11 protein-coding genes are annotated in these 15,012 nt (G+C 69.7%); 4 read left to right on the forward strand and 7 right to left on the reverse strand.

Annotated elements, in window-relative coordinates; translation table 11 throughout:
- Window positions 1–20: 20 nt before the first annotated feature.
- Window positions 21–1,277 carry an MFS transporter gene (locus ACWGJP_RS00720; protein ID WP_452327829.1) on the forward strand — a complete coding sequence of 419 codons (1,257 nt, stop codon included), beginning with the start codon at window positions 21–23 and terminating at the stop codon, window positions 1,275–1,277.
- On the opposite strand, the gene ACWGJP_RS00725 is transcribed toward ACWGJP_RS00720, so the two are convergent.
- The 4 genes from ACWGJP_RS00725 to rsmI all read right to left on the reverse strand — a co-directional run bounded on the left by ACWGJP_RS00725 (window position 1,256) and on the right by rsmI (window position 5,044).
- Complete coding sequence (locus ACWGJP_RS00725) at window positions 1,256–2,143, reverse strand: TatD family hydrolase (RefSeq protein WP_452327830.1); 888 nt, start codon at window positions 2,141–2,143, stop codon at window positions 1,256–1,258. The two genes, ACWGJP_RS00720 and ACWGJP_RS00725, sit on opposite strands and share 22 nt — an antisense overlap.
- On the reverse strand, window positions 2,140–3,717 hold the full coding sequence (gene metG, locus ACWGJP_RS00730) for a methionine--tRNA ligase (RefSeq protein WP_452327831.1): 1,578 nt from the start codon (window positions 3,715–3,717) through the stop codon (window positions 2,140–2,142). Before metG ends, ACWGJP_RS00725 begins: the two co-directional genes overlap by 4 nt.
- A 39-nt stretch (window positions 3,718–3,756) precedes the next feature.
- The gene (locus ACWGJP_RS00735) at window positions 3,757–4,026 is read right to left on the reverse strand and encodes a hypothetical protein (RefSeq protein ID WP_452327832.1); all 270 of its coding nucleotides are present in this window, start codon (window positions 4,024–4,026) and stop codon (window positions 3,757–3,759) included.
- Between the two features lie 202 nt (window positions 4,027–4,228).
- Window positions 4,229–5,044: a 16S rRNA (cytidine(1402)-2'-O)-methyltransferase gene (gene rsmI, locus ACWGJP_RS00740; protein WP_452327833.1), complete on the reverse strand. Its 816-nt coding sequence runs from the start codon at window positions 5,042–5,044 to the stop codon at window positions 4,229–4,231.
- A gap of 34 nt (window positions 5,045–5,078) precedes the next feature.
- Here rsmI and ACWGJP_RS00745 point away from each other — a divergent pair, with 34 nt between their 5' ends.
- Window positions 5,079–6,635 (forward strand): dolichyl-phosphate-mannose--protein mannosyltransferase, encoded by a 1,557-nt coding sequence (locus ACWGJP_RS00745; RefSeq protein WP_452327834.1) that lies wholly within the window; start codon window positions 5,079–5,081, stop codon window positions 6,633–6,635.
- Window positions 6,636–6,658: 23 nt separating this feature from the next.
- On the opposite strand, the gene ACWGJP_RS00750 is transcribed toward ACWGJP_RS00745, so the two are convergent.
- The 3 genes from ACWGJP_RS00750 to ACWGJP_RS00760 form a co-directional block, all read right to left on the reverse strand.
- Complete coding sequence (locus ACWGJP_RS00750; protein ID WP_452327835.1) at window positions 6,659–8,455, reverse strand: thioredoxin domain-containing protein; 1,797 nt, start codon at window positions 8,453–8,455, stop codon at window positions 6,659–6,661.
- Between the two features lie 20 nt (window positions 8,456–8,475).
- The gene (gene msuE / locus ACWGJP_RS00755; RefSeq protein ID WP_452327836.1) at window positions 8,476–9,045 is read right to left on the reverse strand and encodes an FMN reductase; all 570 of its coding nucleotides are present in this window, start codon (window positions 9,043–9,045) and stop codon (window positions 8,476–8,478) included.
- Window positions 9,046–9,118: 73 nt separating this feature from the next.
- Window positions 9,119–9,955, reverse strand: coding sequence for an aldo/keto reductase (locus ACWGJP_RS00760; protein WP_452327837.1), 837 nt, complete (start codon window positions 9,953–9,955; stop codon window positions 9,119–9,121).
- A 70-nt stretch (window positions 9,956–10,025) separates the two neighbouring features.
- Here ACWGJP_RS00760 and hrpA point away from each other — a divergent pair, with 70 nt between their 5' ends.
- Complete coding sequence (gene hrpA / locus ACWGJP_RS00765) at window positions 10,026–14,036, forward strand: ATP-dependent RNA helicase HrpA (RefSeq protein ID WP_452327838.1); 4,011 nt, start codon at window positions 10,026–10,028, stop codon at window positions 14,034–14,036.
- Window positions 14,037–14,054: 18 nt separating this feature from the next.
- The gene (locus ACWGJP_RS00770) at window positions 14,055–14,999 is read left to right on the forward strand and encodes a quinone oxidoreductase family protein (protein ID WP_452327839.1); all 945 of its coding nucleotides are present in this window, start codon (window positions 14,055–14,057) and stop codon (window positions 14,997–14,999) included.
- Window positions 15,000–15,012 lie beyond the last annotated feature (13 nt).

The following is a 15,012-nucleotide window of genomic DNA, read 5'->3' on the forward strand; positions in this document are numbered from 1 at the left end:
ACCTGCTCTAGTGTGAACGGATGCCCGCCCTCGGTGAACTGATCGCTCCGCGGCGGATGGGCAGGGACTTCCGCTGGCTGTTGGCGTCATCGTGGACGAGCAACATCGGCGATGGCGTGGCTCTCGCCGCCGCACCCCTGCTCATCGCCTCGATGACGTCCTCTCCGATCCTCGTCGCGTCAGGCGCCATCCTGCAGTTCCTGCCCTGGCTGCTGTTCGGTCTGCACGCCGGCGCGATCGCGGACCGCTTCGACCGTCGACGACTCGTGATGGCCGCGAACGCCGCCAGGGCGGTCGTGCTCGCCGCGCTCTGCGTCTTCCTCATCACCGGCACGGCGAACATCTGGATCGTGCTCGCCACGGCTTTCCTGTACGGCACTGCGGAGGTCTTCGTCGACACCGCCGGGAGCACGCTGCTGCCGATGATCGTGCAACCGGCCGACCTCGGAACGGGCAATGCCCGCCTCCAGGCCGGCTATCTCGTGGCCAATCAGTTCGCAGGTCCTCCGCTGGGCGCCTTCCTGTTCGCCGCGGGGAGCGCGTGGCCCTTCCTGCTCGAGGTGCTGTGCGTCTCGCTGGCCGTCGTACTCGTCTCCCGCATGGCTCGCACCCCCGTCCCGCCGCGCGAGGAGCACGCCCCGGTGCACACGGACATCGCCGAGGGGCTGCGCTGGCTGTGGCGCAACCCCCCGGTGCGGACCCTCGTGCTCATCATCCTCGTCTTCAACGTCACCTGGGCGGCTCCATGGGGCGTGCTGGTGCTCTATGCGACGGAGCACCTGAACATGGGCGCGGTCGGCTACGGCGCCCTGACGACGGCTTCCGCTGCCGGAGGGCTGCTCGCCACGCTCTGCTTCGGCTGGCTGGAGCGGCACGTGTCCTTCGCGGCGCTGATGCGCATCGTGCTGACCATGGAGGTCCTGATGCATCTGGCGTTCGCCCTCACGAGCGTGGGCTGGGTGGCGTTGGTGATCATGTTCTTCTTCGGCGCGTACGCCTTCGTGTGGGGCACGATCTCCACGACCGTCCGCCAGCGTCTGGTCCCCGCACATCTGCAGGGACGGGTCGCCTCGGTGAACATGGTCGGCGTGTTCGGCGGCATGGTCATCGGTCAGGCGCTCGGCGGCGTGATCGCGCAGCTCTGGGGGCTGACCGCACCCTGGTGGTTCGCATTCGCCGGTGCAGCGGTGACGCTGCTGCTGGTGTGGAAGCCCATCTCCCACATCGTCCATGCGAAGCCTGCCGACGAACCCGCTCAGGCGTCGAACGAGCCGTAGACCGCCCGCGTGTTCGCCGCGAGCGCGGCGCTGAGCTCCTCGACGTCGATGCCCAGCTCCGCCGCCATGAAGCGCACGGTGATCGGCACGAGGTAGGGCGCGTTCGGGCGCCCTCGCAGCGGCGTCGGCGTGAGGAAGGGTGCGTCGGTCTCGACGAGGATGCGATCCAGCGGGGTCACCTTCAGCGCGTCGCGCAGGTTCTGCGCGTTCTTGAAGGTGACGTTGCCCGCGAAGGAGAGGTGATAGCCGGCATCCGCGGCGATCCGTGCCATCGCCTCATCGCCGGAGAAGCAGTGGAAGACCGTCTTCTCCGGCGCACCGACACGGGCCAGGGTCTCGAGAACCGCGTCGTGGGCGTCGCGATCATGGATCTGCATCGCGATTGCGTGCTTCTTCGCCAGGGCGATGTGCGCCTCGAAGCTCTCGAACTGCGCGCCGCGCCGCTCCGGCTCGGTGCGGAAGAAGTCGAGGCCGGTCTCGCCGATCGCGCGCGTGCGCGGGTGAGCTGCGAGCTCGTCGATGACGGCGATCGCCTCATCGAGGCGCCCTTGCTCGGCGTATGTCGGGGCATCGTTGGGGTGGATGGCGACGGCGGCGAGCACGCGGCGATCCTGCTCGGCCGCAGCGACCGCCCATCGAGACGACTCGATGTCGCCCGATGCCTGCACCACGCCGACGACGCCGACCTCCTCGGCCCTGTCGAGCTGCTCGGTGAGGCTCAGCGGCTCGTCGCCGTCGAGGATCTCGAGGTGCGCGTGATTGTCGTAGACCGGCACGGCGAGGGGCTCAGGAGCCGCCGGATAGCGCAGGTCCTTGCGCCCGTCTCCGGAACGGGCCTTGACGTAGGTCGCCGGCTCGTCCGTCAAGCCTGCGACTCCACCCGCGGGAACAGCGGCGCCAGGCCGTTGACGCTCGTGCCCGGGGCGAGCACGCCCCAGGCACCGGCACCCCTGATCGGCTGCTCCACGAGACGGCCGATGCTCTCCGCGGCGCCGAGCGCGATCCACAGCTTCTCGGTCGCCTGCGGCATGACGGGCGAGAGAAGAACGGCGAGCGCCCGCAGGCCTTCGGCGCAGGTGTAGAGCACCGTGCCCAGGCGCGCACGCTGCGCCTCATCGCGGGCGAGCGCCCACGGCTCGTTCTCGGTGATGTACCCGTTCAGCGCATCGACGATCGTCCAGATGGATCTGATCGCCTCATCGATGCGGAACTGCTCGATCGCGGCGTCGGCCTCGGTCGCCGCATCCGCCACCGTCTTCTGGATGGCGAGGTCCGCCTCGGTGTACTCCGCTGCCGGCGGCACGATCCCCTCGAAGTAGCGCTCGATCATGGCGACCGTGCGCGAGGCGAGGTTGCCGAATCCGTTGGCGAGCTCGGCCTGGTACCTGGCGGAGAGGTCCTCCCACGAGAAGGAGCCGTCCTGGCCGAATGCGATGGCGGAGAGGAAGTAGAACCGGTAGGCGTCCGAGCCGAAGACGTCGGTGATCTCCGTCGGCGCGATGCCGGTGAGCTTCGACTTCGACATCTTCTCGCCGCCCACGAGCAGCCAGCCGTGCGCGAAGACGCCCTTGGGCACGTCGAGCCCCGCGGCCATCAGCAGCGCGGGCCAGATGACGGCGTGGAAGCGCAGGATGTCCTTGCCGACCACGTGGTACGCCGGCCAGCGGCGGGCGAACAGGTCCTCATCCGCGCCGTATCCGACCGCGGTGGCGTAGTTGAGCAGGGCGTCGACCCAGACGTAGATGACGTGCGACTCGTCCCACGGCAGCGGGATGCCCCAGTCGAAGGTGGACCGGGAGATGGAGAGGTCCTTGAGGCCCTGAGACACGAAGGAGACGACCTCGTTGCGCGCCGAGTGCGGGCGCACGAAGTCCGGCTCGTCCTTGTAGAGCTCCAGAAGGCGGTCCTGGAACTCGCTGAGCTTGAAGAAGTAGTTCTTCTCCTGCAGCAGCTCGAGCGGCTTGGAGTGGATCGCGCAGACCTTGAGGCCTTCGAAGGGGCCCGTGCCCTCGACGATCTCGCTCTCGGGCTTGAACTCCTCGCAGCCGACGCAGTAGAGCGCCTCGTACTCGCCCGCGTAGATGTACCCGGCGTCGTACAGCCGCTGGAAGAACACCTGCACGTTGGTCTCGTGCCGCTCCTGCGTGGTGCGGATGAAGTCGTCGTTCGCGACGTCCAGCGTCTTCAGCAGCGGGAACCAGCTCTCGGTGACGAGCTTGTCGACCCATTCCTGCGGCGTGACGTCGTTGGCGGCCGCGGCGCGCAGCATCTTCTGCCCGTGCTCGTCCGTTCCGGTGAGCATCCAGGTGTCGTCCCCCGCCTGGCGGTGCCATCGCGCAAGGGTGTCGACGGCCACCGAGGTGTACCCGTGGCCGATGTGCGGGACATCGGAGGGGTAGTAGATGGGCGTGGTGATGTAGAACGATTCGCCTGCGGGCATGGGGTCAATTCTATGTGCGTCGATGGGCGGGTTACGCGGTCACCGCCGCACCGCCGTCACGGAGCCGTGCGGTCGTCGGCTCGCCTCCCCCGGCCTGCGTGACCGGGTCTGCCGGTCGGTCACCACGAACCCCGCACTCTCCGCCAGCTCGCTCAGCGACGGCGCATCCCAGAAGTAGGCGGTCGTCACCGCGTGATCGAAGGGCTCACGCGGCTCGCCGTCGAAGAAGCCGACGAGCAGCGAGCCGCCGGGGGCGAGGACGCGCGCGAACTCCTCGAAGATCACGGATGTCCACCCCGAGGACCTCACGACCGTGTCCGTGCAGGAACTCCGTCCAGGCCCCGGGGCCGCACCCGGCATCCAGGAGGGCACCCGACGTCGAGTCGCACCAGGCCCCGATGAGCGCCCGATCCGCGGCGTCGGTCTGTTCGATCGCTCCCGCCACCTCGAGGTACTCGACGGCTCTGCGCTCATAGGCTGCCGAGATCATCGCATCGGTCATAGGGGTCCTTCAGCGTGCGGCAAGCGCCTGCTGATAGAGGTCACGGGAGCTGAGCCCTGTCGCGGCGGCGACCTCGGCGCAGGCGTCCTTCAGCCGCATCCCGCCCGCTACGAGCACCTGCACCTGCGCGGCGGCATCCTCCGCCGAGACGGCGACGGGAGCGGCGCCCTCGACGACCACGACGATCTCGCCCTTGACGCCCTGCTCGGCCCAGGCGACGAGCTCGATTGCGGTGCCGCGCCGGACCTCCTCGTACAGCTTGGTCAGCTCGCGGCACACTGCGATGCGGCGGTCCGGGCCGAAGGCTCCGCCCATGTCGGCGAGCGAGGCCGCCAAGCGCGAGGGCGATTCGAAGAACACCATGGTGCGCTGCTCACCCGACAGGCGCCCCAGCGCCGAGCGACGCTCCCCCGGCTTGCGAGGAAGGAAACCCTCGAAGGCGAAGCGGTCGGTGGGAAGACCAGAGATCGCCAGCGCCATCAGCACGGCGCTGGGTCCAGGAATCGCCGTGACCGTGACTCCCTGCGCGACGGCCTCCGCCACGAGGCCGAATCCGGGATCGCTCACGGCCGGCATCCCCGCGTCACTGACCACCACCACGTCCTGCGATGCGGCCAGCGCCGCGAGCTCGGCGGCCTTGTGCTTCTCGTTGTGGTCGTGCAGCGCGACCAGGCGAGGGCGGTTCGCGATCTGCAGCGCCTGCAGCAGCCGTTGCGTGGTCCGGGTGTCTTCGGCGGCGACGACCTCGGCGTTCTCGAGCACCTCGATCAGTCGCCGGGATGCATCGCCGAGATTGCCGATCGGGGTCGCCGCCAGGATGATCACGGTTTCAGCTTAGGGCGCGTCCTAGGCTTGTCCCGTGATCGTCCCCGCGCCCCTGCTGCCTCCTCCGGCCGAGCGCTCCACGCTGTGGACGAGACTCAGAGCGCGGCTGCTGGGGGACCCGGAGTGGCAGCGGATGATCCGCTGGTTCGCCCCGCTCGTGGTCACGACGCTCGCCGCGGTGCTGCGCCTGGTCAACCTCAGCCACCCGCACGCGCTCGCGTTCGACGAGACCTACTACGTCAAGGACGCCTGGTCGCTGTGGGCGCTCGGCTACGAGGGGACCTGGGGCGACGGTGCGAATGAGCAGCTGCTCACCGGAGGAACCGGAGCGCTGGACGAGAAGGGCAGCTTCATCGTCCACCCGCCGCTGGGCAAGTGGATCATCGCCCTCGGCATGGCCGTCTTCGGCCCTGGTGCCAGCGGCGGATGGCGTCTGACGACGGCGATCCTCGGCACGGCGACGGTCCTGGTCGTGTATCTCGTCGCCCTGACCGCGACGCGCTCGATCCCGGTCGCCACCGTCGCCTCGCTGCTGCTCGCCATCGACGGGCTGAGCATCGTCATGAGCAGAATCGCCCTGCTCGACGGCATCCTGACGTTCTTCATCATGCTCGGCGTCCTGTTCGTGCTGCTCGACCGGGGACGGAGCATCCCCCGCGTTCAGCGACGCGATCCCGACGCGCCGGATCCGCTCTGGGGTCCGGTCCTCTGGCGGCGGCCGTGGCTCGTGGCGGCGGGTGTCGCCCTGGGCGCCGCGACCGCTGTGAAGTGGTCTGGCCTCTACGCACTCGCCGGCCTCGGGCTTTACGTGGTGATCACCGACGCCCTCGCCAGACGGCGCGCCGGCGTGCTGTTCTGGCCGACGGATGCCGTCGCCCGCCAGGGGCTCGTCTCGTTCCTGCTCCTCGTGCCCGCCGCCCTGATCACGTATCTGGTGAGCTGGACCGGCTGGCTCGTGACCTCCGGCGGCTACGACCGCGCGAGCGATCCGAATCCGCTGACCGCGCTGTGGACGTATCACGAGGCGATGTACGGCTTCCACATCGGGCTCTCCTCCGGCCACCCCTATGCGAGCCCCGCCTGGCAGTGGCCGCTGCTGCTGCGTCCGACCGCCGTCTGGGTGGACAGCGCGGATCAGAGCTGCTGGGGCACGGACCACTGCATCGCCGTCGTCACCGCGCTGCCGAACCCGCTCATCTGGTACGCGGGCGTCGCGGCAGCCGTGTATCTGCTCTACCGGCTCGTCAGGGGTCTCGTGGAACGGCGGCCGATGCCCTGGTCGTACGGCGTGCCCCTGCTCGGCCTCGCCGTCACGTACCTGCCGTGGCTCATGACGCCGGGGCGGACGATCTTCCAGTTCTACACCGTCGCGATGATGCCGTTCCTCGTGCTCGCGCTCGCGCTCGCGCTGCGCGAGATCGCAGGCCGCCGCTCTGCTCCGCTGGAGCGGCGACAGGCAGGTGAGCGGACCGTCGTCGTCTTCCTCGTGCTCGCCGTGGTGATCTCGGCCTTCTACTATCCGCTGTGGACAGGGATGAACGTGCCGTACGACTTCTGGCGTGCGCACAACTGGCTGCCCAGCTGGGTCTGAGGCCGCACCTCCGGCACACCCGGTCAGCGATCGCTGCGCAGAGCCCCTGGGTCGTCCGTGGGCAGCCGGCACACGAAGGCCAGGCAGTCGAACGCCATGCCCGGACGCGCCGAGCGACCGGCGAACACCTCGAAACCCGCCTCTTCGAAGGCCAGCGCCTGCCGCGCGGTCACCGCCGCGATGAGATCCGCATCGGTCGCTCTGGCAGCATTGATCAGCGCCGGCGCCCCGTCGACGACGATCACCTGTCTCGGAGGTTCGATGAGCCCGGCCGCGACCGCGAGCAGCGATCCGTGGCCGAAGGGATGCCGCAGCGCTCCGGCCCCGTGCCGACGCACGATGTCGACCGCAGCCGTCCTGTACCGCTCCCCCGCGCCCAACCGCCAGGCCGACAGCGCAGCGCCCGCCAGTGCCGCGGGCCCCGCGGGCAGGTCGCCGTCGGTCTGATCGGGCGCGATCGCGATGTCCTGCGCGATGAGGACGGGATCGGCGGCGTGGTCATCGTTCAGCGCGTCATCGAGGATCGAGCGCCCCTGCACGGCCCAGGCTGCCTCCCCTGTCGCGAGCGCGAGGGCGAAGAGACCGTCGGCGAGGAGACCGAGATCCGCCTCGGTGGCGACGGCGTCCGAGGCGCGCCCCGCCACGGACAGTCTCACCAACCCGCCTTCCTCGTCGCGGTTGGCCGCCAGCACGCGCTCCGCCGCTCGGCCGGCCGCTCCGATCCACTCGACCTCGCCGAGCCGCGCCCCTGCGTCGGCGAGCGCCGCGATCGCGAGGCCGTTCCATCCGGTGATCACCTTCCCGTCCACGGCCGGCGATTGGAGGGCCGTCCGATCCGCCACCGCGCGGCGGTAGTAGCCGCCCTCGTTGCGCTGTCCGTCGATCGAGGATTCCGAGTCCTGCGCGGAGCCGAACCCTCCGCCCGGCTGCTGCAGAACCGCGAGCAGGAACGCGGCGATGCCGCGGGCGACCTGCTCCTCGCCTGCCCGCAGCGCGACGGCGAGGAGTTGCGCATTGTCCGTGAGCATCCGCTCGTAGTGCGGCACGGTCCAGTTCCGCCGGGTCGCGTAACGGAAGAATCCGCCGTCCTCGTCGCGCAGCTCCGACGCCGCCATCGCCGCGAGGGCCCGCGCGGCGGATGCCGCGGCCTCCGGAGCGTGTCTGCGGATCAGAGCGGTCTGGAGGAAGCCCAGCGTCGTCGCGACGGGGAACTTGGGCGCGCCGCCGAATCCCCCGAAGAGGGTGTCCTCCCTCCCGGCGATGTCCGCCGCGCCCTGCGCGAGTTCCTCGGCGGTCGGAAGCGCGACGGGCTGCTGAGCGGCGGCCTCGCGAAGCGCATCCGTCACCGCGTCCGCGGACTCCACGGCACGCTCTCGGCGCACGGCCCACGCCTCGTGAACGGCATCCAGCACCTCGCCGAACGCGGGAAGCGGCGGACGAGCCTCGGGCGGCCAGTAGGTGCCGGCGAAGAACGCGCGCCCCTGCGGGGTCGCGAACACCGTCAGCGGCCAGCCGAGATTCTGCGTGAACGCGGACGCTGCCGCCATGTACGCGCCGTCGACGTCCGGATGCTCCTCGCGGTCGACCTTCACGGCGACGAAGTCGCGATCGATCGCCGCTGCGATCACCGGATCCGAGAACGACTCACGGGCCATGACATGGCACCAGTGGCAGGTGGAGTAGCCGATGGAGATCAGCAGCGGCACGTCGCGCCGACGCGCCTCCGCGAATGCCTCTTCACCCCAGGGGCGCCAATCGACCGGGTTCTCGGCGTGCGCGCGGAGATAGGGGCTGAGCGACGCGGCGAGCCGATTGGTCATGCCCCCACGCTACGCGCCGCTCAGACCGCCAGGGGCTCGGTCGTCCGCGACGCCGCGTAGCCGACCAGCGGGAGCGCGCGGTCCGCGGCGAGCGCGATCCGGTTCTGCAGCACCTCGGAGGTGATCTCATAGCCGTTGAAGTCGGTGTCGCTGGCGTAGACGCCCAGAGGAAGGGTGAGCGCCTGGAAGAAGGCGAACAGCGGACGCAGCTGGTGCTCGATGATGAGGGCGTGACGCTCGCCGCCGCCGGTCGCCGCCAGCAGCACGGGCTTGCCGACGAGCTCGTACTGGCCCACGAAGTCGAACAGATGCTTGAAGAGGCCGGTGAAGGATGCCCGATAGACCGGGCTTCCGACGATGAGGAGATCCGCCTGCTCTATCTCCACGAGCTTCGCCTCGATGTCTGCGGGCAGCTGATCGCGCCGCAGCGCGCCGGCCAGCGAGGGGCCGATCTCGGTCAACTCGATGAGGGTGACCTCGACCGAGGCTCGGTCGGCGATCGCCGCCGCGATCGCTCGGAGCAGCGCTGTCGTCTTGCTCGGCTCGTGCAGCGATCCGGAGACGGCCACGACGCGGAATTCAGCGGTCATGCCACCGACGCTACTCACGAAGACGCCCCGCGTCGCGGCGAGCGACACGGGGCGTCATGTGACGGCGTATGACTCAGTTGAACTCGTTGGGGTGCGTGCCGACCCGGCCGGAGCCGTCGAGCGGATCGAGACCGTCGATGGCGGCGATCTCCGCATCGCTCAGCGTGAAGTCGAAGACGTCGATGTTCTCGCGCAGACGCTCGGCGCGCACCGACTTGGGGAACACGATGTAGTCCTTCTGCAGATGCCAGCGCAGCACGACCTGCGCAGGCGACTTGCCGTGCGCCGCGGCGGCGTCGGCAACGGCCGGGGTGCCGAACAGGTCGTACTTGCCCTGTCCGAGCGGGCCCCAGGACTCGATCCGGATGCCCTTGTCAGCCGCCCAGGCGGTGACCTCGCGCTGCTGGTAGGCGGGGTGCAGCTCGATCTGGTTGACGGCGGGGATCACCTGGGTCTCCGCGACGATCCGCTCGAGGTGCGGGACGAGGAAGTTCGAGACGCCGATGCTCGTGGCAAGCCCCTGCTCGCGGATCTCGATGAGGCGCTGCCAGGCGTTGACGAAGTTCTCCTTCGCCGGGGTCGGCCAATGCACGAGGTAGAGGTCGACCCGGTCGAGGCCGAGCTTCTCCAGGCTCTCGGCGATGGCCGCGTGCGCATCGTCGCCGTCGTGCCGGTCGTTCCAGAGCTTGGTCGTGACGAAGAGCTCGGAGCGATCGATGCCGCTCTTCGCGATGGCCGCACCGACGCCTTCCTCGTTGCCGTAGATGGCTGCGGTGTCGATGTGGCGGTAGCCGATCTCCAGCGCCTCGCTGACGGCGCGTTCGGTGTCCGCCGGGGGAACCAGGAACACACCGTAGCCGAGCTGGGGAATCGAGTGGCCGTCGTTGAGGGACAGAGTGGGGATGGTCATGCATCCAGCCTAGAACCGACCTGGCCTTGCGTCTCGGTCGCCGTCACATCTCGTCGTACGATGGAGGGCTATGTCTTCCCCCGTGATCTCCTATCCCCCCGAGCTGCCGGTCAGCGCGGCGCGGGATGAGATCGCCGACGCCATCCGCGATCATCAGGTCGTCATCGTCGCCGGGGCGACGGGGTCGGGGAAGACCACCCAGCTGCCCAAGATCGCCCTCGAGCTCGGGCGGACGAGGATCGCGCACACCCAGCCGCGCCGCCTCGCCGCACGGACGATCGCCGAACGCGTGGCAGAGGAGCTGCAGGTCGAGCTCGGCGGCCTCGTCGGCTACAAGGTCCGCTTCACCGATCAGGTGTCGGACGCGACGCAGATCGCGCTGATGACCGACGGGATCCTGCTCAACGAGATCCATCGCGACCGGCTGCTGCGCCGCTACGACACGATCATCATCGACGAGGCCCACGAACGCTCCCTCAACGTCGACTTCCTGCTCGGCTATCTCACGCGCATCCTCCCGGAGCGCCCGGATCTCAAGGTGGTCATCACCTCCGCGACGATCGACCCGGAGAGCTTCGCCGCGCACTTCGCGGATGCTGACGGCACTCCCGCGCCCATCATCGAGGTGTCAGGGCGGACCTACCCCGTGGAGATCCGCTACCGCCCGCTCGTGGAGGAGGGCGACGACGATGCGCACGCTTCGACAGGCTCAGCGAGCTCTCCAATGGGCTCGGCGCGCGCTTCGTCAGGCTCAGCGCGCTCTGCCCGGTCCCTGAGCCCGTCGAAGGGCGAGGAGCCGGGCGACGAGGTCTCCGCGATCGTCAGCGCCCTGCGCGAGCTCGACCGCGAGGCACCGGGGGACGTCCTGGTGTTCCTGCCCGGCGAGGCGGAGATCAGGGACGCCGCGGATGCCGTGCGCAGCGCGTACGCGAAGGACCGCTCCCCGACCGAGGTGCTCCCGCTCTACGGCCGGCTCTCGGCCGCAGAGCAGCACCGCGTCTTCGAGCGATCGGCGGTCGCCGGCGTGCGCCGTCGGGTCGTCCTCGCCACCAACGTCGCCGAGACGAGCCTCACGGTGCCGGGGATCAAGTACGTCGTCGACGTCGGCACCGCGCGCATCTCGCGCTACAGTCACCGCTCGAAGGTGCAGCGTCTGCCCATCGAGGCCATCTCGCAGGCATCGGCGAATCAGCGCTCTGGGCGTGCGGGTCGAACGAGCGACGGCATCGCGATCCGCCTCTACGCCGAGGAGGATTTCGAGAAGCGCCCGGAGTTCACCGAACCGGAGATCCTGCGCACCTCGCTCGCCTCCGTCGTGCTGCAGATGCTCTCCCTCGGCTTCGGCGACATCACCGCCTTCCCGTTCCTGACTCCGCCCGACTCGCGCGGGATCAAGGCCGCCTTCGATCTGCTGACCGAGCTCGGCGCCGTCGCGACGGGAGGCGATACGCATCGGCTGACGCGGATCGGGCGCGAGATCTCGAGGATGCCCATCGATCCGCGCTTCGCGAGGATGCTCGTCGAAGCCGGCCGCACGGGTGTCTCCACCGAGGTGCTCGCCATCGTCGCTGGACTCTCGATCCAGGATGTCCGAGAGCGCCCTTCTCAGGATGCCCCGCAGGGCATACGAGACGAGGCCGACCGCGCACATGCCCGTTTCGCCGACCCGACCAGTGATTTCCTCACGATCCTCAACCTCTGGAACCATCTGCGCGAGCAGCAGCGGGAGCTCGGTTCGAGCGCCTTCCGTCGGATGTGCCGCGCCGAGCACCTGAACTATGTACGCGTGCGGGAATGGTTCGACGTGCACCGCCAGCTGCGCTCGCTCGTCAAGGGGCGCCCTGCGGACGCCCCAGCGTCAGGGCAGGCATCCGATCCGGATGCCGTGCACCGTGCCCTGCTCTCGGGACTGCTCTCGCAGATCGGCATCCTCGACGAGCGGACCGCTCCGGCGAAGGGTCAGAACAAGACGCCGTCGAAGGATGCCAAACGCCGCTCGACGGAGTACCGCGGTGCACGGGGCATCCGCTTCTCGATCTTCCCCGGGTCTGCGCTGCGCAAGAAGGCGCCTCGTGCGGTGATGGCGGCCGAGGTCGTCGAGACCTCCCGCACGTTCGCCCGCACCGTCGCCGCGATCGATCCGGCGTGGGCGGAGGCACTCGCCGGCGATCTGGCCAAGCGCCAGATCTCCGAGCCGCATTGGTCGAAGGATGCCGGAGCCGCCGTCGCCTTCGAGAAGGTGCTGCTGTTCGGGCTGGAGATCGTCCCTCGCCGTCGCGTGCAGTTCGCACGCATCGACAGGGCGGGAGCACGCGAACTGTTCCTGCGTCACGCGCTCGTCGAGGGGGAATGGGACCCCACCAGGCTCGACAAGCGGGTGAGCGCGTTCTGGCGCTCCAACGCCGAGCTGCGCAAGCGGCTGGAGAAGCTCGAGGAGCGGGAGCGGCGCCGCGACATCCTCGCCGGCGACGAAGCCGTGTTCCGCTTCTACGAGGAGCGCATCCCTGCGGAGGTCTTCGACGTCCGGTCCTTCGAGAACTGGTGGCGAGAAGCGCTCGCGGCCACGCCGCGGCTGCTGGTCATGCGCGAGAGCGACCTTCTCGAGGGCACCGACCGCGCCGATCGGGAGGAGTTCCCGACGCGCTGGTCGCAGGGGGATCAGGTGCTCGGGCTCGCCTATCGCTTCGAGCCCGGAGCGGACGACGACGGCGTGAGCGTCGTCGTGCCCCTCGCCCTCCTCGCCCAGATCGAGGACCGCGGCTTCGACTGGCAGGTGCCCGGCCTGCGCGCGGAGCTCGTGACTGCGCTGCTGCGCGCGCTGCCGAAGGCGATCCGCCGCCATGTCGTTCCCGCGGCGGACTGGGCGGAGAAGTTCGGGGAATCGCTCGCCTCGGACGGCCCGGAAGGGCATGGCGGGCTGCCGCAGCGGTCGCTCAAGGAGGCGCTGGCGCGACTGATCCAGCCGCTGGCGAACCAGCCGGTGTCCCCTTCGGACTTCGACGACGAGCGCGTTCCAGGGCATCTGCGGATGAACTTCAGAGCCGTCGACGAACGCGGACGCGTCGTCGGCTCCGCACGCGAGCTGGGAGCGCTCCAGGATTCGCTCTCGGATCGTGCCAGGGCGAGCGTCGCCAGGTCGATCGCGCGTCCTGAGCGCGGAGGACGGCGCGTCGATCCCGCCGCGGTCGCGGCAGCCTCTGCCCAGGGTCCCGTGGAGCGCTCCGGGCTCACCACCTGGACGCTCGAAGATCTCCCCGAGGTCCTGGACACGAAGGTCGCGGGCGGGGTCGTACGCGGCTATCCGGCTCTCGTCGACGAGGGCAAGAGCGTCGGAGTGCGTGTGGAATCGACCGCCGAGGCGGCAGAGACGGCCACCCGCGACGGCATCCTGCGATTGGTGCTGCTGAACGTCCCCTCCCCCTCCTCCTACGTCCAGGAGCATCTGACCGGTCAGGAGAAGCTGGCGCTTGCGGCGTCGCCCTATCAGAACGCCGCGGCCCTCATCGAGGACGCACGCGCCGCCGTGGTGCGTGCGCTCATCGAGGAGGCGGCCCAGGGCGGGATCGTGCGGAACGAGGCCGATTTCTCCCGCGTCAGGGACGCCGTCAACGCCGCCCTCGTCGAGAGGCTGTTCGCCGTCGTGTCGCTCGTGGCGAGGATCCTCACGGCATCCAGGGAGGTCGAGCGCGAGCTCAAGGCGCAGAACTCGCTCTCGCTCCTCGGCCCCCTGGGCGACATCCGCGCGCAGCTGTCCGGTCTGATCCGCCCGGGGTTCATCTCGGCGTCCGGCGTGGATCGCCTTGCCCACTTCCCCCGATATCTCGCCGGCATCGTCGAGCGCCTGAAGACCTTGTCCTCCGAACCGGGGAAGGACCGGTCGAGGATGACCGAGTACGAGCGCATGGCGAAGGCCTTCGAGAACGCCGGGGGATCGATCCCCCTCCCACCGGACGCATCGACGTCGCTGACCGAGGTCCGATGGCTCCTGGAGGAGTATCGGATCAGCGTGTTCGCCCAGCGACTCGGCACGGCGCAGCCGGTGTCACCGCAGCGCATCCAGAAAGCCCTCACCGGCCGTTGACGCGGGTAGCCTGGCCGCATGGCACGTGCGATCGTCTACACCGAACTCGGAAGCCCTGACGTCCTCCGCCTCGTCGAGATCGACGATCCCGTCGCGGGAGAAGGCGAAGTCGTCGTGAAGATCGAAGCGGCAGGGGTGAATCCGCTCGACGCGAAGCTACGCCGAGGCGCCCGCCCCGGCCCGCCGATCACCGCCCCGCGTCGCGTCGGCTTCGACGGCGCAGGAGTCGTGGACAGCATCGGCGACGGCGTGACCGGCTTCGCCATCGGTGATCGCGTCGCCGTGCGGGACACCGTCGGCACCTACGCCACACACCTCGCCGTGCGCGCCGACCGACTCGCACCCCTGCCCGATGCGGTGACCACGGCAGAGGGCGCCGGCCTCGGCATCCCCATCGGCACCGCCTATCAGTGCCTGCGCTCCCTCGCCGTCGCAGCGGGCGACACCGTGCTCATCCATGCGGGCTCCGGCGCCGTGGGTCAGGCCGCGATCCAGTTCGCGGTCTCCTGGGGCGCGACGGTGATCGCCACCGGCAGCCCGTCGCGCTTCGCGCAGCTGCGCGAGCTCGGCGCGATTCCGGTCGCCTACGGCGAAGGGCTGCTCGAACGCGTCCAGGAGGCCGCTCCGCAGGGCGTCACGGCGGCGCTCGACGGGATCGGGACGGATGAGGCCATCGACGTGTCGAAGGCGCTCGTCGCCGACCGCGACCGCATCGCCACCATCGTCCGGGGGCCGGACGCCGCAGAACTCGGCATCCGCGCGTTCAGCGGAGGGTCTCCCGTGCCCCTCACCGCGCAGGAGCTCGCCTGGCGCGCCGAAGCCATCCCGCTCGCGGTCGAGCTCATCGCGGCAGGGGACTTCCAGATCGAGCCGGGTCCGGAGCTCCCGCTCGCCGACGCGGCGCACGCCCACGAGCTGATCGAGGCGCACGCCGCGCGCGGCAAGATCGTGCTGATCCCCTGATCCGAGCGCCGCT

It is taken from the genome of Microbacterium sp. NPDC055903, assembly GCF_053615555.1.